We start from the raw sequence: 21,525 nt of genomic DNA, 5'->3' as shown, positions 1-21,525 counted from the left end.
TTAATTTTTGCGATTAATAAAATAAATAGATTTAAATTCATTCCGTTAGGAATGTCTGGTCGGTAGTAGAAAATGAAATGTTGAATTGCGGTTATACGTTCCGTAGGAACGTTTGATTGGTAATACAGATGAATTATTTCCACATAACAGGTGTCCCTACAGGACACATTCATCAAAACGATATTATTTTTTTCTACCGATGAGATATTCCTATCGGAATATTAATTTTTGCGATTAATAAAATAAATAGATTCAAATTCATTCCGTTAGGAATGTCTGGTCGGTAGTAGAAAATGAAATGTTGAATTACGGTTATACGTTCCGTAGGAACGTTTGATTGGTAATATAGATGGGTTATTTCCTTATAACAGGTGTTCCTACAGGACACAATGCAAAACGGTTTTATTTTTTTCTACCGATGAGATATTCCTAGCGGAATATTAAATATTTCTATGCACTATTAAAAGAGAGCAGCTTTGTCAAAGTTTAAAACTTTGACAAAGTTCTAAGCGCCTAGCTTTGCGTTCTTAAAAAATTATAACCTCAATCAAAAAACAAAAAAAAACTTTGCGCTCTTTGCGGTTTTTAAAAAAAAAGTCTACAAAACACGATAAACAGGATACTGCATATGTGCCTTTTCATAATAAACAGAATGCTTGTAAATCCAATCCAATTGTGCTTCGGCGCTTTTAGCAAACTCGTGATCGTTTTGTTTTTTAGCTTCTAATTCTGCTTTTAGAGTTGGATTTTCTTTTAAAAGCTGCCCGGCAGTATCTTCAAAAATATATTCTGAGTAATGTTCTTTTTGCTGTAAAATTGGGTCGAAGAAATTCCAGTTAAAGAACGAATCTACGCCTTCTGGTTCAAAAGCTTCTAGAAGATATTTTACGCCTTTTTGGTTTGTCGGAACAATGTAATCTCCTTTGGCGAAAGCCATTTTAACCATTTTAGAAGTTACCATTGTATTTCTGTGTAAATAATGTCCTTCGTAAGCAGACGGAACGGTTTTAAAATCGGCAATTCTATAGCTTTCGACTTCTATAATCGTATCGTTTTTAATTGGTTTAAACGAGATATTATTGTTTTTCAAAAGATCAATAATATTCCAATATCCTCTCGGAACAACATAAGCTGTCGGAATCACAACTTCTTTAACCGATTTAAATTCTTTGATGTACGGAACATCTTTTTTATAAGGTTTGTTTCGGTCGTAATACAAACGATTTCCTGTTGTAGCATCGCTTTTTTTGTAACCTGCTTCATATCCTAAAAACGAAAAAGTAGTCGCTTTTGTGCTGTCCATTTCCCATTTTAAAGTGTATGATTTCTTTGGCTGATATTGCTCTAAGTTTTTTACTCTCAAATCTTTTATCTTTTGATAATTAGCATCGGTATAATCCAAAGTCGATTTCATGTATTCGTAGGTCATTTTTACACGTTCGGTATATTTTTTCAGCATGTGTGTTTCGACCACAAAACCAATCGTATTAAAAAGCGAAGTATAACCCGTTGTATATCGCGGACTATCGACAAACTGCCCAAAACCTTTATCTGGAGTATCTTTAAACGAATCGACATAAGGCGTAGTTTCGATTTTCTTTTTTTGAAGATCTTTTACCAAAGCCGGCATCATTTCGTTATTCATAAAATTGCCCAAAACTGTTCCTAATTTGTTATGCTGCGTCATGATGTAGGTTAGTTTGTATTGATAATCAGAACCATTGCTTACGTGATTATCGATAAAAACATCAGCATTTATTTTTTGGAAAATTTCAACAAAACTTTTTGTATTTCTAGTATCCGATTTCATTAAATCACGATTCAAATCGTAGTTTCTAGCATTTCCTCTAAAACCATAAATCTCTGGTCCGTCTTGGTTGGCACGAGTTGTTGAATTTCTATTTAAAGCTCCGCCAATATTATAAACCGGAATGGTAACCAAAACGGTGTTTTTTGGCGCTTTCATTTTCCCTGTTGCCAAATCTCTGTAGAATTGCATGGTTGCATCGATTCCGTCAGGTTCTCCCGCATGGATTCCGTTATTTATAAACAAAACAGCTTTTGTTTTCTGGATTTTATCAAAATCAAATTCCTTATCGGGATTAAAAGTAATCATGTGCAGAGGTTCACCAGAATCAGTCAATCCCATTTCTTTCATTTGAATGGTTGGGAAATCATTTGCCAGCATCTTCCAATAAGCGATAGTTTCCTGATACGAAGCCGATTGGTTGCCATTTCCTTTCTCAAAAAACGTATCGTATTTTTTGTTGTTTTGAGCGAAAATCGTGATGGTGAAAAGTGAAAAGAGAATTGTAAAAAGTTTCATGGTTTTGGGTTTAATAGGAATCAAATATAAGTTTTTTGTTTCAAGTTTAAGATTTCAAGTTTGATGTACTGTGTGTTTTTTTTAACGCAAAGCGCGCAAAGATTTTTTATATTCAAGGTTTTGAAAAACGCAAAGTTCGCAAAGCTTTGAACATAAACTTCGCGAACTTTGCGTAAACCTTTGCGTGCTTTGCGGTTAAAAAACTTTCCCTACTTTTGCAGCATGAAAAAACACCATTCCAACGATATACTTTCGAATTTAGGGATTCAGAGCCTCAACGAGATGCAGGAAACTGCACATGACGTTATTCTGAACGATAACAACGTTTTATTGCTTTCTCCGACAGGATCTGGAAAAACATTAGCGTTTTTGCTTCCAATTTTAGAATTACTGCAACCTGAAATCTTATCGGTTCAATGTTTGATTTTGGTTCCGTCACGCGAATTAGGGCTTCAGATTGAACAGGTTTGGAAGAAAATGGGAACGCAGTACAAAGTAAACATTTGTTACGGCGGACACTCGATTGAAACCGAAATGAAAAATTTAAGCAATCCGCCAGCGGTTTTAATTGGAACGCCAGGAAGAATTGCAGATCATATTGACAGAGATACTTTTAGAACCGATAAAATTCAGACTCTAATTTTGGACGAATTTGATAAATCGCTTCAATTAGGGTTTCACGAACAGATGTCTTTTATCATTGGTAGATTGCCAAAAGTCAATAAAAGGGTTTTGGTTTCAGCAACTTCAGATATTGAGATTCCGAAATACACGAGAGTTGTAAATCCAACTGTTCTAGATTTTATTCCAGAGGAAGAAGAAAAGGCAAATCTTTCTATGAAAATGGTGATTTCGCCAGCAAAAGATAAACTGCAGAGTTTATTCAACTTGATTTGTTCTTTGAAATCGGAATCAGCTATTATTTTCTGTAATCATAGAGATGCTGCAGAACGTATCAGCGATACATTAAACGAAAAAGGAATCTATTCGGTATATTATCATGGCGGAATGGATCAGGAAGAGCGGGAGAGAGCCTTAATTCAATTCAGAAACAGAAGTGTGACGTATTTGGTTACGACAGATTTGGCAGCGAGAGGTTTGGATATTCCAGAAATGAAACATGTTATTCATTATCATCTGCCTTTAAAAGAAGATGAGTTTACGCACAGAAACGGACGTACAGCGCGTATGCAGGCAACAGGAACGGCTTATATTATCATTCACGAAAGTGAAAAACAATTGGATTACATTGATTACGAAATGGATGTTTTGGATGTGGAAGGAAATGTTTCATTGCCAAAGCCACCTCAATTCCAAACTATTTACATAAGCGGCGGAAAGAAAACCAAGTTGAATAAATTTGATATTGTTGGATTCTTTTCTCAAAAAGGAAAACTGGAAAAAGAAGATTTAGGATTAATCGAAGTAAAAGATTTTGTTTCGTTTGCAGCAGTTAAATACAATAAAGTAAAGGATCTTCTGAAAAACATCAAAGACGAGAAGATGAAAGGCAAGAAGTTTAAAATCGAAGTTGCCCGCAATGTGATTAAGAAAGTTGAAGACGAGAAGAGAGGGAAGTACTGATTCTAGATAATAAAGAAGAAAGATGCAAGAAGAAAGATTTTAGAATCGAGAAGCAAGACATTAGATGTAAAGATTGGAATTTGAAATTTTTTATTTGAAGTTTATTTATTTGTATTTCAGTGTTTTAAGGATGTGTAACTAAGTTTTACAATTTTATGTTAAAAAAATAATGATTTGATAGGTGTTTTTTCAATAATTCTATGTTTTTTTGCTACAGTAAAATTGTAACCCCAAATTCAGTATGAAAAACATTATTACCCTTGCAGCTATGTTATTTAGCTTCGTTTCGTTTGCACAAGTAAAGGTTCTTGAAACTGTTCCTGTTGAGAAATTAGGGAAAGTAAATAACAATTACATCCAAAAAATTGGAGATGAGTACACGGTGTATTACACAATTATCCAAAGCGATGAGGATTCTTCTAACTTAAGAAAGTTTTCATTCAAAAACATCGATAATGCATACAACAATCTTTATAACATTATCGTAGGAGGATTTACTGCAACACCTTTGTATGATATCAAATTAGAATTACCAAACAACTACATTTGGTTGCACTACACAGGAAATGTAGTTCCAGACAAAGCAACTGTACAATTTATGGTTTCTAGTAAAGAAAGAGATGCTGATACAAACAATGTTTCTGAGCCTTTCGTAAAAGACCAAATCAGTAAATTATTCCAGAAATAATTTTCTACAAGAAATAATATATTTAAAAAGCCCGTTCTGTTTTATGAACGGGCTTTTTTTTAGTTTCAAGTTTCAGGTTTCAAGTTTGTTTACTTTGTCTTTAATTTTACTGTAATCCTGATAGTTATCGGGAGCTAATTTTCTATACTTAAAGGGTTTTTAAAAGAGCAAAGTTCGCAAAGCTTTGTGAATAAAACTTTGCGAACTTTGCGTTTTTACTTTGTGTGCTTTGCGGTTAAACTAAAATCTTAGAATCTTAGCCACTTAGAATCTTAGCATCTCTTTATATCTTCTTAACGTACTGTGTAATAATCACAATCTGCTGTCCGTCTACTTTTCCTTCAATATATTCAGCATTTTCGTGATCTAAACGGATGTTTCTAACCGCAGTTCCTTGTTTGGCAACCATGCTCGATCCTTTTACTTTAAGATCTTTAATTAATACGACAGAATCTCCGTGTTGTAGCACTACGCCGTTGCTGTCACGGTGAACTAATTTATTTTCATCATCTTCGCCTTCTCCTGTTGCTTTTGCCCATTCTAGAGTATCTTCATCTAGATACATCATATCAAGCAATTCCTGTGGCCATCCTGCAGCGCGCATACGGCTTAACATTCTCCAAGCTACTACTTGTACAGGAATATTTTCGTTCCACATGCTGTCGTTAAGACATCTCCAGTGGTTTAAATCGACATTATCTGGATTTTCAATTTGGTCAATACAAGTGTTACAGGCCAATACAGCTTCGTCAATTCCGCCTTTTCTAGTTGGAAGAACCTGATATACTTTTAAATTCTCTTCATTACCGCAAAGTTCACATTTTGACCCGCTTCGTTTGCTTAATTCTCTCTCGATACTCATTGTTTGTTGTTTGTTTTAAAAATGCGAAATTACTTATAATTTGCTTCGCTGGCAAGTTTATGGTTTGTTGTTTTATTTCTTAACCCTAACCGCCTCAGGAACCAGCATTTCGTACTCGCCACCATGACGCAATACATCACGTACAATGCTTGAACTAATAAATGAGGTGCTTGCAGCTGTCAATAAGAAAACGGTTTCTATTTTAGACAGTTTTCTATTGGTGTGTGCAATGGCTTTTTCGAATTCGAAATCGGCTGGGTTGCGTAAACCTCTTAGAATAAAATTGGCTTTTTCTTTTTTCGCTAAATCAATCGTTAAGCCTTCGTAAGTGATAACTGAAACTTTTGGTTCGTCTTTGAAGGTTTCTTCGATAAAGCGTTTTCTTTCTTCTAATGAAAACATGTATTTTTTTTCGGCATTGACACCAATGGCAATTATGATTTCATCAAATAAAGGAATTCCTCTTTTGATAATGTCTTCGTGTCCTAATGTAATTGGGTCAAATGATCCTGGGAATATGGCTTTTCGCATTTTTTTAAGGTTCTAAGGTTCTGAGATGCTAAGATTCTAAGCTTGATTAGGATTGTGATGAATCTTAGTTTTTATTTTTTTTTTTTTTTGGAATTTGTTTAAGTGATTCTTTTTGAATTGATTGCTGTTACCCATTCGTCTTTATGGCAGATTTCGCAGTTTGCGATTCCTTTTGGCAACTCTTGAGTGTGTCCGCAGAATGTGCAGGCATGAATTCCGTCTTTTGAGATGTTTTTGCTTTTTTCATTGAACAGCGAAGGTAAAATAGGGAGTCCGTATTTTACATTTTCATCAGAATAAAAAAACACGCTTATTTCTCCACTTGGTTCGATAAAGGCATGTTTCACCTGTCCTAAATGTTCAATGGATCTTACGCGAAGTTCAGAGAAAAATTCGTCTTGTGCCAGACTTTCTTTTTTAAAACTTGACACAGAAAACTTTCCATCATTAATTAAACATTCGGTTTTTCCTTCTATGAATTCTTCAAATTTTTTGCTTTTTCCGGTAAGCCAAGTAACAGATCGATATAAAATTATAATAACTGAAAATACCACTGCAGCTGGAATGATTCCAACATCTTCATAAAACATTGGATCGCCAGCAGCAGATCCTAATGCAATTATAATTACGGTTTCGAAAATGGATAATTGTTTTACACCTCGTTTACCAGCCAATTTTAAGGTTAGCAGCAATATTGTGAACATTACTGTCGAACGAAATATTACTTCCAAAAGGAAAACTTCTGGCAATTCATTAAAAAAAAGTCTATTCCATTCGAAAATTTCTTTCATTTTTAAGGTGCTAAGGTTCACAGGTTATTATTAGATTGCTAAGTCTGACAGTTGAAAAAAATAAGGTGCTAAAATCTTAGAATCTTAGCACCTTAGTGTCTTAGCGTTTTATTTCAAAGCTAACTCAATTGCATTTGTGAATAAATCTTCCAGAGAAATTCCGGCTGCTTTTGCTTGTTGCGGAATCAAACTTTCTGTTGTTAAACCTGGAATAGTGTTCATTTCAAGCATGTGCGGTTCGCCGTTTACAATAATGAATTCGCTTCTTGAGAAACCTCTCATTTTTAAAACTTCGTAAGCGCGTTTTGCAGTTTCTGACACTTTTTTAGTCAGTTCGTCAGAGATTCTGGCAGGCGTAATTTCCTGCGATTTTCCTTCGTATTTTGCTTCGTAATCAAAGAAATCATTGTCTGATACGATTTCTGTAATCGGTAAAACGATAATTTCGCCTTTGTAATTGATAACTCCTACAGAAACTTCAGTTCCGTCAAGGAAGCTTTCAATGATGATTTCGTTATCTTCTTTATAAGCTACTTCAATCGCGATTGGCAATTCTGCTTCTGTTTTTACTTTTGAGATTCCGAAACTAGAACCCGCTTTGTTTGGTTTTACGAAACATGGCAATCCTACTTTCTTAACGATTTCTGCAGTATTGATTTCGTCTCCTTTGTTCAAATAATAAGAAATTGCTGTTTTGATTCCGTATGGTTTTAAAACAGATAATAAATCTCTTTTATTGAATGTTAAGGCTGATTGGTAATAATCGCAAGAAGATTGTGGCATTCCAATCAATTCGAAATAAGCTTGCATTAATCCGTCTTCGCCTGGAGTTCCGTGGATGGCGTTGAAAACACAATCAAATGTGATTTTTTCACCGTTTACTGTTACTGAAAAATCATTTCTATCGATTGGAAATTCGGCATCGTTTTGGTCTACATAAACCCATTTTTCTTTAAAAATGTGAATACGGAATCCGTTGTATTTTGTTTTGTCAAGATATTGATACACGACATTTCCGCTGATTAATGATATTTTGTATTCGCTGGAATAGCCGCCCATGATGATGGCAATGTTTTTCATGTTTTTGTTTCAGTTTTTAATTTGTTTCAAGTTTCAGGTTTTGCCGTAAATCGTTTAAATCTGTTTTGAAACTTTATTTAATATATGTTTTTTTAATAAATAACGTTCTTATGAAACCAAGTGCCCTAGCCCCGATAGAGCCGGTATCCTTTTTGGCTGCTTTTTCTGCAGACAAAAAGATATAGGCGAAAGCGGGAATAGCTCCTAAAAATTATCCTTAGACTTTGTTCAGGATGACAATCATGGCACTTTCTTGTTTTAAACAAAATTATCATTTTTTTTGAAACGAAATACTTTATCTTTGTCGCTATTAAAAATAAATTTATGAGTTTACGTCAGTATTTAACAAGCCGAGTTTTTTTCTTGCAATTGCTTGCTGCCGCAGCTATTATTGCGGTTATTGGTTATTTATTTATGCATTGGTTAACTTTTACGACAGATCATGGACACGAAATAGCAGTGCCGAATTTGTCTAAATTGACTGAGGAGCAAGTGGAAAACAAATTGGACGAATTGGATTTGGATTACGTTCTATTGGATAGTGTTGATTACAGAAGTGAATACCCAAAATACAGTGTTGTAGAGCAAGATCCGCTGCCTGGAACAATGGTAAAAGTGGGTAGAAAAATTTATATTAAGATTAATGCTTCTGGTTTTTCTTCTGTGAAAATTCCAGATTTAATTGAGAAAACATATCGTGAGGCTGTGCCAACGTTGAAAGCGTTGGGTCTTGAGCCAGGTACGATTACGTATATTCCGAATCTTGGAAAAGATATGGTTTTGGAAATGCGTTTAAAAGGAAGAAACTTAAAAGTAGGAGATAGAGTGCTTAAAGCTTCTAAAATTGATTTGGTTTTAGGAGATGGAAAAGCAAGTTATGTAGATGAAAGTCAGGCAACAGATAGTACTGCGGTGCCTGCAGAAACCCCAAGTGATGAACAATAATATTGAAGAAAATTTAGATCTGGAAGACGAATTATTTGAGCACTACAGATTTGAAGTCCCAAAAGGTCAAGCGTTTTTACGTATTGACAAATATTTAATGTATTTGATTCCGAATGCCACACGAAATAAAATTCAGAATGCGGCAACTAATGGAAACATTTTTGTGAATGATATTCCAGTAAAATCAAATTATAAAGTAAAACCTTTTGATGTGATAACGGTTATGTTGTCGCATCCTCCGTTTGAAAATAGAGTAGATCCAGAAGATATTCCGTTGGATATTGTTTATGAAGATGATGCGTTATTGCTTATCAATAAACCGCCGGGATTGGTTGTACACCCAGGTCACGGGAATTATACTGGAACTTTGGTGAACGCTTTGGCATTTCATTTTGAAAATCTGCCAATGAACAGCAGTGAACGCCCAGGTTTGGTTCATAGAATCGATAAGGATACTTCTGGTCTTTTGGTTGTGGCCAAAACAGAAGCTGCTATGACGCATTTAGCAAAACAATTTGAGGCTAAAACTACCGAACGTGAGTATATTGCTTTAGTTTGGGGAAATGTTGTGGCTGAAAGCGGTACAATTGAAGGAAATCTAGCAAGACATTTAAAAGACCGTATGCAAATGGCGGTTTTTGATGATCCAGAAATTGGGAAGCCTGCTATTACGCATTATAAAGTTTTGGAGCGTTTTGGTTATGTAACTCTTATTTCTTGTAAATTGGAAACAGGAAGAACACACCAGATTCGTGCGCATATGAAACATATCGGTCATCCTTTGTTTAATGATGAGCGTTATGGCGGTCACTTGATTTTGAAAGGAACGACTTTTACGAAATATAAACAGTTTATTGAGAATTGTTTTAAAGCTTTACCACGTCAGGCGCTGCATGCTAAAACGCTTGGATTTGTTCACCCAAATACGGGAGAATTAATGCGTTTTGATACAGAACTTCCTCAGGATTTTCAGGATTGTATTGAGAAATGGCGTAATTATGTGAAGTCGCATAATGTTGAGGACGAAGTGTAATTAGATAATTAGGGAATTTGTCAATTAGATAATTTTCTTTAAAATAAAAAAAGCTCCTTTTGGGAGCTTTTTTTATGATTCTATTTTGACATTTCGATCAAGAAATATTGAGATTTTTTCTGCTATTTCATGTGCATCTTTTTCTAATAATTGTTTTTTTATGATGTAGTCATTTGATGAAATAGGAAAGACATCTAAGTACACCTTCCAACCTAAGCTATATTTCTCGTTGAGATAAACTACATTTATAGATTGTAATTTATATAATTTGCAATGAAATTTATTATTAATGTACAAATCTTCATTTCTAATGCTAAGTACATGTAATTTGTTTCTATACCATTCGAAATAATTATTGAATAGAATAAATAAACTTACAAGCATTAATATAATTATTGCAATAAATGTGTCAGCCAGTACTTCAGGTTTTAATAAAGAGAAAATGAATACGAACGTTGAAATGAAAATTATCGAAGGAACAATTAATGATTTTTTATTGAAATAAAAAGAAATAGTCATTTCGTTATCACCATTTTGCAAGATCTCATATTTTTCCATCCGTTATGTCTGTTTCTAGAAAGATTTTATTTTTAAATAGGTTATTTTGACTTCTCCATTGGTTATAAAACCTAATTTTCCTTTTTGGTTTAGATTGCTTTTTTCAAGAGAACATTCTAAAGTTGTTTTGTCGTCAACAGAAAATGATAATTGGTTGTTTTTGACTTTAATTTTCACTGAATACCATTTGTTGTTTTCTAATTTCATTGGTTTTCTAAACAAAGTTTTTCCGCCTCGTTTGCCATACGAATCGTCTTTTTTATCATAGACTCCGTCGCCAATTACTATGTTCTGGTCAATTTGGTATAAGTATGTTCTAATATATTTTCCTTTATCTAAATTGAGCATGATTTCGAATAAAGATGCATTTGTCATGTTCACTTTAAAATCGATTTCATAATTCTCTGGAAGCTGTTTTTTTGAAACCAAAACTCCCCATGGCGAAAGAGAACCATTTCCCGTAAGAGTATCATTTTTTAGAATCCATTCTTTAGAATTAATCGCCCAATCTGATTTTAGCTCTTTTGAATTGTTTAAGATGTATTCTTTTTTTACTGTTGATATGGTACTGGAACACGAAATCAAGATAAGTTGTAAAAGGAGAAATACTGCAAATTTTGTTTTCATTTAATTTAATTCTGAGTGATATTTTATTTTTCCGATTGAACCTGTTTCTGAAGGCAAAAGTTCGAAAACAGAAGTAGGAGCAAGGCCTTGTTCGATTCGGTGCGAAACATAAATAATACTCACATTTGTTTCTTGTTTGATGGTATTAATTAATTGAATCACTAGATCTACATTTTCGTCGTCTAAGCCTTCAACGGGTTCATCTAGAATTAATAATGGAGGGTGTTTCAAAACGGCACGGACAATTAATGCTACACGCTGCTGTCCGATAGAAAGATCTATGAAACGCTTTTTTCTTAGATGTGTCATTTCTATTACTTCAAGCCATTGTGTTACGATATTTTTCTGATGTGTTGTTGGTTCTGTATATAATCCGATTTGGTCAAAGAATCCTGAGAGAATCATTTGTTCCAGTGTGTGCCCTTTTTGAAACAAATCCATCATAGAAGTGGCGTAAATCCCGATTTGTTTTTTGATTTCCCAAACACTTTCTCCTGTACCTTTTTTTCTTCCGAATAAAAACAAGTTTTGTCCAAAACCTTTCGGGTTGTCTCCTGTAATCAAAGATAAAATAGTACTTTTTCCAGAACCATTTGGACCGACTAACTGCCAGAATTCGCCTTGTTTGATTGCCCAAGAAATGTTGTTGAGAATCTTTCTTTCATCATAACTCACCGAAACATTTTCAAGTCTGATTAATTCGTTTTCGGGAAAAGTATGGATTTCCGTTGCTTTTGGAATTGCAGTTGTATTTAATGTTTTGAAATGATTTTCGGTTTTTTTAAATGGATGCAATTCGAATGTATTGTCTTTAATTTGCGCTTTATTTGGCACAAATTCAAGCACATCGACAGTACGATTTAAAAGTTGAATAATGGCAATATCATTCGTTAGATCTTTTAAGGAATCGGCTAAAACTACTCGCGAGGCCTGATCCAAATGATCAAAAGGATTATCGAAAATTATGTAATCTGGTTTTTGATTAATACAGTATTTTAAAAATTCTTTTTTACGTTCGCCAGAAGAAAATGTTCGAAGCTGTCTATGCGAATCTGGCGAAGCTTCTACGCTGTCATATTGAAACTCTTTTTCGATAAATTTTTCAATGGCTATGTCAGAAAACAGTATTCCTTTTTGATTGTTAAAAACGGCTAATTCTCCAGTCGCTTCGCCATTTAATATATTGTCTATTAACTTCTTTTTATTTACCTGATTTGATAAAAGTATATCCCAGTGTTGCATTGTAATTTTTGTTTGTATTATTTATTTTTGCCACAGATTAAAGTGTTTTTTTGCTACGAATTACACGAATTTTCCCTAATTATAATTGATAAAAAATTCGTGCGAATTCGTGTAATTCGTGGCAACACATTTTTTTAATCCTCTTAGTCTATTAAACCGATGGCTAAAAATTATTCAGTTTGTCGAGTTGCCATTTCGCGGTCGTTTCTTGACCATTCGCTCCAAGAGCCAGCATATAGTTTCGGAATTGGAAGTCCAGCGTAATCCATCGCTAATAACGTGTGGCAGGCTGTAACGCCAGAACCGCAATGAACGATTGTGTTTTCTGGTTTTATGTCTTTTAAAACAGCTTTGTACTTTTCAGCCAATTCATTGGCAGGTTTAAAGAATCCGTTTTCATCCAGATTTTCTGTTAGCGGAACATTGATAGCTCCCGGAATATGTCCTGCAATTAAATCCAGCGGTTCTACCAAGCCATCATATCTGTTTTTATCACGAACATCGATCACAATATTTTGATCGTTTTTACGGGCTTTTTCGACTTCGTCAATATCCGCTAAAAGCAATTTCCATTCTTGAGAAGGATAAACTGTTTTTTCAAAAGTTTCAATTCCAGAATTGGTTGGAAAACCTGCTTGAATTGCTGCTTGATAACCGCCATTTAAAACCTGAATTTTTTCATGTCCAACCGCACGCATCATCCACCAGAAACGAGCTGCGAAATTAGAACCATTTTTATCATCGTAAACCACAACATGATCTGATGGTGAAATTCCTAATGAAGAAAGTACTTTAGAAAAATCTTCTGGAGATGGCAAAGGATGTCTTCCGCCATTTGCAGGATTTTCTGGAATTGCTGCCAGATCTCGATTTAAATCGACAAAACGAGCGCCTTTTAAATGTTCGTTTTGATATGTTTCAAAAGCATTCGCGCCAGCTCTTGCATCAATCAAAATGATTTTAGAATTGGCAATTAATTTTTGAGCTGTAATTAATGGAGAAAGAGTAGCAGACATTTTTTATTTTTTCTTAGAATTGCCAAGCCAAAGCAAGGCGTTTAAAATTAATTGGCTTTGTGTTTTATTTTCAAAAGTATACGATAAGGTTTTGTTTGTTCCGCCTTCATAATCAATATCGTTGTGTCCCATATTTACATACAGCATTTTGTATTTTTTGTTGGTCCAAACAACTGGGTAATAACCACTGTGCCAAATTTCATGAGCTTTTGGACCAGTTCCTAACGGAAAACTGGATTCGTCTATGGCTAACAAAATTTCAATGTCTGGATTTTTGGTTAAATCGTTGGACCATCTGTACCATTCATTTGGAGCAGAAGAGAAAGTTTTAGGTAGATTTTTAGTCACAGGATGCTGATTTTCTACTCTTAAAACTGCCGAAGTCGGTTTCCAAGTATTGCTTCCATATTCGCCAGAACCTAAAAAAGTATTGTGATACCAGTTCCAGTCTTGATTGTAGCTCGAATTGTTTAAAGCAAATGCTGAAAAGTGAAATCCGATGAAACCGCCGCCATTTTCCATATATTTTTGAAAAGCTTCACGTTGTTCTTTCTTTTCAGGACGTGTGTTTAGAAATAAAACGACTTGATATTTAGACAAAAATTTAGCATTTAAATTGTCCCAATTGCTGGTTGAATCATACTGAAAATGATGCTCCGCTGCTAATTTTGGAAAATACTTATTGGCTTCATGTACAAAGCTGATATGCGCCTGATCGTTTTTTGCGGTATAAAAAGCAATTACTTTAAATTTTGTATCTTTTTTGTTCTGTGAAAAGCCAATGAATGAAATAACAAAAAAGAGAATTAAAATGCTTCTTTTGAAAAAGGTTTGGTGGTTTTGGTTAGAAATAGTCATTTATGTCTAATGAATTATAGAGGAATTTTTTCGATTAAAATTTCATGTTCAGATTTATCAAAATAAGTGCAAGTCATTTCGACAATATCAACACGCCATTTTGCAATTCCAGCTTGTGCACAGTGATTACAGAAAGTCATATAATCGGTTTCGCCATGTTGGTGTTTTACCAAATTTTCGATAAAAAGTTCTTTGTTCGGAAAATCAGCAACTTTAATTTCTGGATATTTTTCTTCGGCTGCAGCTGTGTAATTATTTAATCCGTAGTAAACAGTGCTTCCATCGTGAACGTAAGTGTCATATCCTTTTACTCCTAAAATGATTAAATCCTGAATGTAATTTGGAAAATCTGCACCTGTTTTTACTTTTGAATGGGCTTCTTTTATTTGTTCTATTGTAAACATATTTATATAGCTTTTAGGTTAGTTTTTCTGCCACGAATTCACAAATTATATTTAATAATTTTCAAAAAACAAATTCGTGAATTCGTGGCGGGAAAAAAATATTATTTCAAAAATACGATTAATGATTTTATAAACGAATCAAAAGATTCGATATGTGGCAAATGTCCGGTATTTGGAATTTCTACCAATTTTGCATTTGGAATTGCTTTCTGAGTTTTTTTGCCCAATTCAGCATAATTTCCCATTGTTTTTCTCACTTCTTCAGAAACCAATGGTTTTCCTAAAGCTGTTTTATCTCTCGTTCCGATAATCAATAACGTCGGGCATTTAATATTTTTAAATTCATACAAAACGGGCTGCGTAAAAATCATATCGTACAAAAGAGCCGAATTCCAGGCAACAATATCGTAATCTGCTGCGGTTGTCCAGCCAGCGCCAAGTTCAGCCCATTTTTGATAATCGGCATTCCATTTTCCGTCATAATAATTTGCCATTTGGTATTGCTTGATGCCTTCATAATTCTGCTTTAATTCCGATTTGTACCACCAATCAACAGGTTTGTATGGCACGACTATTTTCCAGTCTTCTAAACCAATCGGATTTTCTAAAACTAATTTTTCTGTCGTTTCTGGATACATCAAGGCAAAGCGCGTTGCCAGCATTCCGCCCATAGAATGTCCTAAAACTGTGGTTCTGCTAATCCCTAAGTGATCTAAAAGCTTTTTGGTGTTTTCTGCCAACTGCTGAAAAGTATATTGAAAATAATCTGGTTTTGTTGATTTTCCAAAACCAATTTGATCAGGAACAATTACACGATAACCTTCTTTCGTCAGTGCTTTAATTGTAGTTTCCCAATAAGCACCATTGAAATTTTTCCCGTGCAACAAAACAATGTTTTTCTGATTGTAATTTTCTGGAATAATATCCATGTAGCTCATTTTTAAATACTGTCGTTGATTGCTCAATTCGATAAAATGAACAGGGAAAGGATATTCGTAATTGGATAAATTAATGTCCAGCGCTTTTATATTTCCCTGCTGGCCAAAACTTAAGAAGGGAATTAGTATAAATAATAGTTTGAGTATTTTCATTTGAGAGGCAGTTGTTTTTATGATTTATAAAATTAAACCGAACCATTTTTAAAACAAAGCTTAAAATCTTAAAGTTATCAGAAAAATAACTTTTGAAATGATTTTGTGGTTTTTAATGCCAATAATCGATGATTTATTAAAATTTTACCGATTAAATGATACTGATTATGAAAATAATGTATTTTAACGAGTAATGTAGCACTTTGAGGAACTTCTTTTTATTAATAGGAAAAATGTATGTAACTTAGTGTCAGAATGTTGTAAGCCTTAAATATTAGTATTATGAAAAAAACAATACTTTTGCTCCTGCTAACAGTCCCCACATTTGCCCAAGAACTCAATACTTTTGATTTCGCCGTTATAAATTCGACCTTAATTTCTGCAAATATAGACCTTGATAAAGGCCGGAGCGTTGTCGCGGCAAATCAAGACCAATATTCGGCTTATTTTCAGTATGCCCTTACGATGTGTGAAGACGATATTATTTTTGGTGCCGGAATTGACAAGTCTGAAATCGATCGTACCTATGTGGGGTATATTGGTAAGATTTGCGATAAATTTAGAGCTACAATTGGTATAGGATATGTCGATTCTAGAAGTGGTTATGAGGGGACTTTTACTGGTTTCAGCATCTCATGGCATTTTTCTGAAAACACCTATATCGGCGGAAACTTAGAAAATTTACACTCATCGATAATTGATTATGATACAGACGAAAGCTTCGATTATTATAAAAAACTGGTTCCCAAAGTTTTTGGAAGTTATGAAATTATCCCTCATGTGATTGCTTTTGGGCAATTAAGTTCGAGAGTAAATGATATTGCTTTAAAATATCAGGTTCGCCGATTTTCTGCTGGAGGATTTTATTCTGGACATTCGTTTGGAGGGATTTTCGGAACGTTGAACGTTGGACGTTTTGCCTTTTCCTGCAGTACCACTTTCGAAAGAGTAAACTTTGGATTAAAGTTTGAGTAACGAAATTAAAAATAAAGTTTGTTGAGAAAAAAATCCCAAAAACAATATCAGTAGTTGTTTTTGGGATTTTTTATAAGGTTATTGCTGGTTTATAGCCCAACAAAATCATCGCTTTTTGGGAAAATACTCAAAGCTTGAATTGCAATTTCTGGAGTAGGAGAAGCCAATTTTCTAAGTTTGGTATCCATCCATGCTCCGTCTACTGTAATGGTAGCGCAAAGTGTATCATCTTCTCTTCTAAATTCGTGAATGATCGACCAGCGTGACGCATCGGCTTTCATTTTTGAGGTTTTAGTATGAATGAATATTTTGTCTGAAAGTTTTAATTCTTTTCTGAAAACACATTCTTCTCTAAACAAAACAGGTCCAAAACCTTGTGTCTGCATTACTTTTAAGGTTAAACCTAGTTCTTCTAGGATTTCGATACGATGTTGCGCACCAAAATCGTAATAAGCGCTATGACGAACGTGAAAATTTGGGTCAAGATCTGACCAGCGGAAAGATATTTCTTTTACAAATGAAGCCATTTTTAATATTGATTTTATTGGAAAACCGAAATTACAAATAAAAAATAAACGAATATCATAAAATTACTATGCGCGCATATTTTTTTCTTCAATTAGATGTGAAAAGAAACATTTTCAATTACGCTCTTTCTACTAAACAGTTATAACAGCCAGGTCTTGCATTGTGAATATGGATGTAGCTTATTTTTTCGTTTTCGAAAGTTTTGATAATGCTTTCTTTGAGAGTATTTCCTTCTACGACAGAAGCCTCCTTCATCATGCCATTTTTATCATAACCGCGTAACGAAAGCAATCTATGATTAAACATAAGCGGAATCTGGTTCGTTTCGAATGTAGGCGAGGTGACTTTCTTTCGTATAAAAATTGGCCCGCTTGCTTGATAAGGTGAGGCTGTTTGATGATGTTGGTATGGCAATAGAAGGACTTCTTCGCCTATTTGAGCATCTTCTAAGCTAATTCTGCAAGGAAATCCTGGAAATTTATCGACAGTCATTCTGATTGCGCCAATTTTTTCTAGTTCTAGATCTGTTAATTTGAAGTAGCCTGAAAATTCTGTATGATTTAAAGGCTTGATTTTAAAATTTGCTTCCATAATTTTTTTTAAACAAAATTCATATTTGTTAGGAAGCAAAAAAATCCAAATCTTGCTATGTTTTATAATGCCATTTTTGATAATTCAACTTCAAGCTTGTCAAAATTCTCTTCGTTTTTATCAACGACATAAGGTTTTAGTTTCTGGCATTCTTCAACAGTTTCAAAAAGCATTTTGAAAACTACTTTGGTTTCATTTTCAGCAACAGTTTCAAAAGTCGTTAAGATTTGAAAAAGTGGTTTAGAATGACGTTTCCATGCAATAAGATTCGGTTTATCAATTTTTATGAATTCGCATTCGTTTTCAAAATTTCCTCTTTCTGGGCCATGCATGGTAAATTTCCATCTTCCGCCTTCGCGAAAATCAAATTCATAAAACGTATTGGTGAAACCTTTTGGTCCCCACCAATTTTTTAAATGTTCAGGATCGCTCCAGGCTTTAAAAACAAGTTCTTTGGGGAAATTCAGAATTCGTGTAGTCACAATTTCTGAATCTGTTGTTGTGGAAAGAATTTCTGAAGTCATTTTGTACGATTTTATTATTTGTAATGTATTAATATGCTTAATTCGTTGGGTGAAATTATTTTGAACACATAGAAACATAGTTTAACTAAACTTAAAAAAGGCGTTTCACTAGTTTAAATGCACATAGTTTAGCCATGTGTGGAAAGTTGTTTCTTCCATTTTCTTTTTTCGACACAAAAAACTATGTCTCTATGTGTTAAAATGCTTTTATTTTTTAATTACACCCAATGGGTTATACTTAGATACAATTTAAATGTTTACAGATTCAGTAACTGATGAAATTGTAATATCATCGGCATTCAAAGATTCTAAAAAATCCGAAGCTTCAAACACTTCTCCCATTGTGGTCACACCAGTTTTATTTATTCGTCCTGATAATATTCTGTTGATTGCTTCGACAACCAGTGGGGCTGTAACAGCATAAATATCCTGACCTTTAGCAGTAATGCTTCTTGTTGTATTTTGATTGGAAGCAGTTACTTCTATAGCAAATTGCTGAGACGATCTGTTTTTATCATCGACAGGTTTTGGCTCAGGCGTGTTTTCATTTCTAAGCTCTTCGAGCGAATTTTGACTAAGATAAGTGTTAATGTTTTTTACATTCAAATGACGGGAAATAGTGATGATTTCTGAAAGGGGCAAGGCTATAATTTCCTTAACTCCGATAGGATTTTTGAAATCCCATTTTATCACTGGTTTTGCTTCAAATTCCTGCAAAAGTTTATCTTTAAAAATGAGCCTTTTGTAGTGGTTTCGTTCGCCTGTCAATCGGGTTCCTTTTGTAGGATGCCAAGAGTCAAGTCCAATATAAATGTTTATTTCTTCAGTTTCGTTCCAGTCATTGGTTATGGCTGTGCTTAACAAATCGCCAAGTCCGCCGTAAAATGCGGCTGCAGGAATAATAAGAATTTGATCTTTTCTTGCTTGTTCAGAAAATTGTTCAAATATATCTAGTACTGGTTTTTGTTCAGCAGTTAAATCAATATAATGGCTACCTAAACGCAAAGCCGATTTTATAATAGGCTCAGCCGTGTCAAGATAAGGACCAGCGCAGTTTACAATGATTTTTGCATTAGAAAAGGCATTGTCAAGTGAAGCAGCATCATGTATATCAGCTGGTTTTATTGTCGCATCTGGATATTGTTTTTGCAGTAGTTTTAGTTTTTCTTCATCTCTTCCAGAAAGTACAATATTTTTATAACCTTGCCTGTAAAGTTCAGAAACGATAAATTTCCCTGTATGGCCATACGCGCCATAAATCGCAATGTTTTCTTTCATGTTGTTTTTTAGTTTCTTGGAAATAGTTTTTTAAAGTATTTGTTTATAGTGGTTTAAAAAACAATGAAGGTAATGAAAATAAAGAAAGGATAAAGTTGAATTTGTTTTTTTATACTTTATGAAGTAGAGTCAATTTTGTTTTGCGCTGCTTTTTCGTTTATTTTTTTAACAATCCATGGTAGTGTTAATCCTTGCCCGATTAATGTCAATAATACAACTGCGACAGAAATAAAAATAATAGAATTTCTATGCGGAAAAGGAGTTCCGTCTTCTAAGAATTTTGGCAATCCAATTGCAATGGCAAGCGAAACAATGCCTCGCATTCCTGACCAGCTAATAATTAAACTGTTTCCGAAGTCGAGAAGAGCATTTTCGCTTACTTTTCGCTTTTTCTTGTCGTTATTTTTAAAGGCTTTCTGGAGGTTTATTTTTTGAAGAAATATTCGGACCATTCTCGTGAGTAATGCTACAATTGTTATTATTATCGCATAACCAATATAAGGCAAAATCATGTTGCTCTCTATATCTTCTAAAACGTATCTGAAATTGAGTCCGATTAAGATAAAAATTAATCCGTTGAGTAAAAAGATAATAACGTCCCAAAGACTTTTAGAACTGTTTTTTAAGTGCTCAGGAAAAACTTTACTACTTAAACGTGCCATTGCCAAACCTAAGAAAACAACTGCTATAACTCCAGAAACGTGTAAATGCTCGGCAACAAGATAGGTGACAAAAGGCATTAAAAGCATAAAACTTACAACGACATTAATGTTGTTTCTAACCGTTCTTAGTATGATTCCTAATATTTTCCCCATTACCGCACCTACCAAAAAACCTCCTGCCAATAAGAAAACAAATTGAAAAGCGGCTTTCCAGATTACAAAAGTAGCCCCCATAACGGCAGCAACTGCAAAATGATAGGCAACCAATGCTGAGGCGTCGTTTATTAAGCTTTCACCTTCGAGTATTGTTAAGGTTTTTTGGGGTATTCCGAGTCCTTTTGTGATGTTTATGGCCGCTACAGCATCAGTGGCTGAAAGTACAGCTCCCAGTACAAACGATAAAGGCCATGTCATGCCGGGAATCATATAATGGGAAACTACTGCAATCCAAAAAGTAGTGAAAAAAACTAGTGGTATTGCTAGTGAACTAATTGTGCTTATATTGGTTTTGAAATGTTTTGGCGAAATATTAAACGAAGCATCATATAAGAGCGGGGGAAGAAAAATAAGGAAAATGATTTCGGGATTGATTTCGATTTCATTTATCGTTGGAATAAATCCGATGGCAACTCCAACAATAACTAGCAGAATAGGGTAGGGAAGTTTGGCTTTGTCTGCAAAAGCAGAAATACCGATGACGATGGCTAATATGAAAATGATTATGGTGTAGTTTTCCATTATGCTGATGCGCTAAATTTAGTTTTTAGATTTTTACTACTACAGTTCCGCTGATAATGTCATGGATTGCTCTTTTCTTTGAACTCGAAAAAATAGATATAAAAGAAAGCCATCCTAATAATAATTTGAATGAATATCGAATTATTGCCTGTAAAATATTTATTGATTTTGTTTCGTCTGAATTTTTTCTAATTCTAATGCTTTTAATATTGTTTCCAATTGTTCCTCCAAAAGTTGTTGCAATAGGTTCATACATAAATAACGCTATTAATAAAACAGCTCTTAGCCAATCAGGAACATTTTTAAAATTGGATAAAATGTCTGAAAAAATGATCATGCAAGCGATTATTAATACTGAATCAATTAAAATAGATTGTATTCTTTCTACTAAAAAAGGGTATTTTTCTTTCATTGATTTTTTTAACGAATATAATTAATTCTCTTTTATGTAGGAGTGATAAAAATTTTTGATGAACCTGAATGAAAAATATATTTTATCTTATTTAATGTTCTAATAATGACACTTAAAAGGAAATATGCCACGCTTGTCAGGTTTTAAAAATGTCATGTTGTCAGATTGTTTTTAGGGCACT

At 33.9% G+C, this 21,525-nt stretch carries 22 protein-coding genes; 5 read left to right on the top strand and 17 right to left on the bottom strand.

Annotated features, from left to right (window positions below):
• Positions 1–598: 598 nt before the first annotated feature.
• Positions 599–2,326: a M14 family metallopeptidase gene (locus DM397_RS08315; protein ID WP_111377088.1), complete on the bottom strand. Its 1,728-nt coding sequence runs from the start codon at positions 2,324–2,326 to the stop codon at positions 599–601.
• A gap of 222 nt (positions 2,327–2,548) precedes the next feature.
• Between DM397_RS08315 and DM397_RS08310 the strand changes: the two genes are divergently transcribed.
• Both DM397_RS08310 and DM397_RS08305 read left to right on the top strand, forming a co-directional pair.
• Positions 2,549–3,910, top strand: coding sequence for a DEAD/DEAH box helicase (locus tag DM397_RS08310; RefSeq protein ID WP_111377087.1), 1,362 nt, complete (start codon positions 2,549–2,551; stop codon positions 3,908–3,910).
• Positions 3,911–4,151: 241 nt separating this feature from the next.
• Entirely contained in the window at positions 4,152–4,598 is a 447-nt protein-coding gene (locus DM397_RS08305) for a hypothetical protein (protein WP_111377086.1), read from the top strand.
• 283 nt (positions 4,599–4,881) lie between these two features.
• Here DM397_RS08305 and DM397_RS08300 read toward each other — a convergent pair whose 3' ends face one another.
• The 4 genes from DM397_RS08300 to DM397_RS08285 form a co-directional block, all read right to left on the bottom strand.
• A complete protein-coding gene (locus DM397_RS08300; RefSeq protein WP_111377085.1) occupies positions 4,882–5,460 on the bottom strand; it encodes a PhnA domain-containing protein in 579 nt (192 codons plus the stop codon).
• A gap of 72 nt (positions 5,461–5,532) precedes the next feature.
• Positions 5,533–5,991, bottom strand: coding sequence for a pantetheine-phosphate adenylyltransferase (gene coaD, locus DM397_RS08295; protein ID WP_111377084.1), 459 nt, complete (start codon positions 5,989–5,991; stop codon positions 5,533–5,535).
• Between the two features lie 98 nt (positions 5,992–6,089).
• Positions 6,090–6,782: a DUF421 domain-containing protein gene (locus tag DM397_RS08290; protein ID WP_111377083.1), complete on the bottom strand. Its 693-nt coding sequence runs from the start codon at positions 6,780–6,782 to the stop codon at positions 6,090–6,092.
• Positions 6,783–6,890: 108 nt separating this feature from the next.
• Complete coding sequence (locus tag DM397_RS08285; RefSeq protein ID WP_111377082.1) at positions 6,891–7,862, bottom strand: D-alanine--D-alanine ligase; 972 nt, start codon at positions 7,860–7,862, stop codon at positions 6,891–6,893.
• Positions 7,863–8,186: 324 nt separating this feature from the next.
• Here DM397_RS08285 and DM397_RS08280 point away from each other — a divergent pair, with 324 nt between their 5' ends.
• Together DM397_RS08280 and DM397_RS08275 are read left to right on the top strand one after the other, a co-directional pair.
• Positions 8,187–8,807, top strand: coding sequence for a PASTA domain-containing protein (locus DM397_RS08280; RefSeq protein WP_111377081.1), 621 nt, complete (start codon positions 8,187–8,189; stop codon positions 8,805–8,807).
• A complete protein-coding gene (locus DM397_RS08275) occupies positions 8,797–9,840 on the top strand; it encodes an RluA family pseudouridine synthase (RefSeq protein WP_111377080.1) in 1,044 nt (347 codons plus the stop codon). Before DM397_RS08280 ends, DM397_RS08275 begins: the two co-directional genes overlap by 11 nt.
• Positions 9,841–10,413: 573 nt before the next feature.
• On the opposite strand, the gene DM397_RS08265 is transcribed toward DM397_RS08275, so the two are convergent.
• The 6 genes from DM397_RS08265 to DM397_RS08240 form a co-directional block, all read right to left on the bottom strand.
• A complete protein-coding gene (locus tag DM397_RS08265; protein ID WP_111377078.1) occupies positions 10,414–11,025 on the bottom strand; it encodes a family 16 glycoside hydrolase in 612 nt (203 codons plus the stop codon).
• Positions 11,026–12,267 carry an ATP-binding cassette domain-containing protein gene (locus DM397_RS08260; RefSeq protein ID WP_111377077.1) on the bottom strand — a complete coding sequence of 414 codons (1,242 nt, stop codon included), beginning with the start codon at positions 12,265–12,267 and terminating at the stop codon, positions 11,026–11,028.
• 170 nt (positions 12,268–12,437) lie between these two features.
• The gene (locus DM397_RS08255; protein WP_111377076.1) at positions 12,438–13,283 is read right to left on the bottom strand and encodes a sulfurtransferase; all 846 of its coding nucleotides are present in this window, start codon (positions 13,281–13,283) and stop codon (positions 12,438–12,440) included.
• A gap of 3 nt (positions 13,284–13,286) precedes the next feature.
• A complete protein-coding gene (locus DM397_RS08250) occupies positions 13,287–14,141 on the bottom strand; it encodes a ThuA domain-containing protein (RefSeq protein WP_111377075.1) in 855 nt (284 codons plus the stop codon).
• Positions 14,142–14,155: 14 nt separating this feature from the next.
• On the bottom strand, positions 14,156–14,545 hold the full coding sequence (locus DM397_RS08245; RefSeq protein ID WP_111377074.1) for a DUF1398 domain-containing protein: 390 nt from the start codon (positions 14,543–14,545) through the stop codon (positions 14,156–14,158).
• Positions 14,546–14,646: 101 nt separating this feature from the next.
• Positions 14,647–15,636: an alpha/beta fold hydrolase gene (locus DM397_RS08240; protein ID WP_111377073.1), complete on the bottom strand. Its 990-nt coding sequence runs from the start codon at positions 15,634–15,636 to the stop codon at positions 14,647–14,649.
• Between the two features lie 282 nt (positions 15,637–15,918).
• Here DM397_RS08240 and DM397_RS08235 point away from each other — a divergent pair, with 282 nt between their 5' ends.
• The gene (locus DM397_RS08235; protein ID WP_111377072.1) at positions 15,919–16,611 is read left to right on the top strand and encodes a hypothetical protein; all 693 of its coding nucleotides are present in this window, start codon (positions 15,919–15,921) and stop codon (positions 16,609–16,611) included.
• Between the two features lie 89 nt (positions 16,612–16,700).
• Here the strand turns inward: DM397_RS08235 and DM397_RS08230 are convergent, their stop codons facing one another.
• From DM397_RS08230 to DM397_RS08205, 6 genes are all read right to left on the bottom strand, one after another.
• Positions 16,701–17,138 carry an acyl-CoA thioesterase gene (locus tag DM397_RS08230; RefSeq protein ID WP_111366488.1) on the bottom strand — a complete coding sequence of 146 codons (438 nt, stop codon included), beginning with the start codon at positions 17,136–17,138 and terminating at the stop codon, positions 16,701–16,703.
• Positions 17,139–17,256: 118 nt separating this feature from the next.
• Positions 17,257–17,730, bottom strand: a complete 474-nt coding sequence (locus DM397_RS08225; protein ID WP_111377071.1) for a DUF1203 domain-containing protein — start codon at positions 17,728–17,730, stop codon at positions 17,257–17,259.
• A gap of 62 nt (positions 17,731–17,792) precedes the next feature.
• Positions 17,793–18,254 carry an SRPBCC family protein gene (locus tag DM397_RS08220; RefSeq protein ID WP_111377070.1) on the bottom strand — a complete coding sequence of 154 codons (462 nt, stop codon included), beginning with the start codon at positions 18,252–18,254 and terminating at the stop codon, positions 17,793–17,795.
• Positions 18,255–18,503: 249 nt separating this feature from the next.
• Positions 18,504–19,532 carry a saccharopine dehydrogenase NADP-binding domain-containing protein gene (locus DM397_RS08215; RefSeq protein ID WP_111377069.1) on the bottom strand — a complete coding sequence of 343 codons (1,029 nt, stop codon included), beginning with the start codon at positions 19,530–19,532 and terminating at the stop codon, positions 18,504–18,506.
• Between the two features lie 116 nt (positions 19,533–19,648).
• On the bottom strand, positions 19,649–20,932 hold the full coding sequence (locus DM397_RS08210; protein ID WP_111377068.1) for a Na+/H+ antiporter: 1,284 nt from the start codon (positions 20,930–20,932) through the stop codon (positions 19,649–19,651).
• A gap of 25 nt (positions 20,933–20,957) precedes the next feature.
• Positions 20,958–21,344: an RDD family protein gene (locus tag DM397_RS08205; protein ID WP_111377067.1), complete on the bottom strand. Its 387-nt coding sequence runs from the start codon at positions 21,342–21,344 to the stop codon at positions 20,958–20,960.
• Between the last annotated feature and the right edge of the window lie 181 nt (positions 21,345–21,525).

The sequence above is a fragment of the Flavobacterium nitrogenifigens genome, from assembly GCF_003254565.1.
In the GTDB taxonomy this organism is placed as follows: domain Bacteria; phylum Bacteroidota; class Bacteroidia; order Flavobacteriales; family Flavobacteriaceae; genus Flavobacterium; species Flavobacterium nitrogenifigens.
Note: the sequence above shows the minus strand (reverse complement) of the source record. Positions and strands in the feature narration are given on the sequence as shown.

Excerpts from the sequence above, each read along its gene's own strand:
- DM397_RS08310 (WP_111377087.1), top strand. The coding sequence starts at position 2,549 with ATGAAAAAACACCATTCCAACGATATACTTTCGAATTTAGGGATTCAG.
- DM397_RS08250 (WP_111377075.1), bottom strand. The coding sequence starts at position 14,141 with ATGACTATTTCTAACCAAAACCACCAAACCTTTTTCAAAAGAAGCATT.
- DM397_RS08285 (WP_111377082.1), bottom strand. The coding sequence starts at position 7,862 with ATGAAAAACATTGCCATCATCATGGGCGGCTATTCCAGCGAATACAAA.
- DM397_RS08215 (WP_111377069.1), bottom strand. The coding sequence starts at position 19,532 with ATGAAAGAAAACATTGCGATTTATGGCGCGTATGGCCATACAGGGAAA.
- DM397_RS08290 (WP_111377083.1), bottom strand. The coding sequence starts at position 6,782 with ATGAAAGAAATTTTCGAATGGAATAGACTTTTTTTTAATGAATTGCCA.
- DM397_RS08230 (WP_111366488.1), bottom strand. The coding sequence starts at position 17,138 with ATGGCTTCATTTGTAAAAGAAATATCTTTCCGCTGGTCAGATCTTGAC.
- DM397_RS08205 (WP_111377067.1), bottom strand. The coding sequence starts at position 21,344 with ATGAAAGAAAAATACCCTTTTTTAGTAGAAAGAATACAATCTATTTTA.
- DM397_RS08300 (WP_111377085.1), bottom strand. The coding sequence starts at position 5,460 with ATGAGTATCGAGAGAGAATTAAGCAAACGAAGCGGGTCAAAATGTGAA.
- coaD (WP_111377084.1), bottom strand. The coding sequence starts at position 5,991 with ATGCGAAAAGCCATATTCCCAGGATCATTTGACCCAATTACATTAGGA.
- DM397_RS08315 (WP_111377088.1), bottom strand. The coding sequence starts at position 2,326 with ATGAAACTTTTTACAATTCTCTTTTCACTTTTCACCATCACGATTTTC.
- DM397_RS08220 (WP_111377070.1), bottom strand. The coding sequence starts at position 18,254 with ATGACTTCAGAAATTCTTTCCACAACAACAGATTCAGAAATTGTGACT.
- DM397_RS08235 (WP_111377072.1), top strand. The coding sequence starts at position 15,919 with ATGAAAAAAACAATACTTTTGCTCCTGCTAACAGTCCCCACATTTGCC.
- DM397_RS08280 (WP_111377081.1), top strand. The coding sequence starts at position 8,187 with ATGAGTTTACGTCAGTATTTAACAAGCCGAGTTTTTTTCTTGCAATTG.
- DM397_RS08225 (WP_111377071.1), bottom strand. The coding sequence starts at position 17,730 with ATGGAAGCAAATTTTAAAATCAAGCCTTTAAATCATACAGAATTTTCA.
- DM397_RS08275 (WP_111377080.1), top strand. The coding sequence starts at position 8,797 with ATGAACAATAATATTGAAGAAAATTTAGATCTGGAAGACGAATTATTT.
- DM397_RS08240 (WP_111377073.1), bottom strand. The coding sequence starts at position 15,636 with ATGAAAATACTCAAACTATTATTTATACTAATTCCCTTCTTAAGTTTT.
- DM397_RS08305 (WP_111377086.1), top strand. The coding sequence starts at position 4,152 with ATGAAAAACATTATTACCCTTGCAGCTATGTTATTTAGCTTCGTTTCG.
- DM397_RS08265 (WP_111377078.1), bottom strand. The coding sequence starts at position 11,025 with ATGAAAACAAAATTTGCAGTATTTCTCCTTTTACAACTTATCTTGATT.
- DM397_RS08260 (WP_111377077.1), bottom strand. The coding sequence starts at position 12,267 with ATGCAACACTGGGATATACTTTTATCAAATCAGGTAAATAAAAAGAAG.
- DM397_RS08210 (WP_111377068.1), bottom strand. The coding sequence starts at position 20,932 with ATGGAAAACTACACCATAATCATTTTCATATTAGCCATCGTCATCGGT.
- DM397_RS08245 (WP_111377074.1), bottom strand. The coding sequence starts at position 14,545 with ATGTTTACAATAGAACAAATAAAAGAAGCCCATTCAAAAGTAAAAACA.
- DM397_RS08255 (WP_111377076.1), bottom strand. The coding sequence starts at position 13,283 with ATGTCTGCTACTCTTTCTCCATTAATTACAGCTCAAAAATTAATTGCC.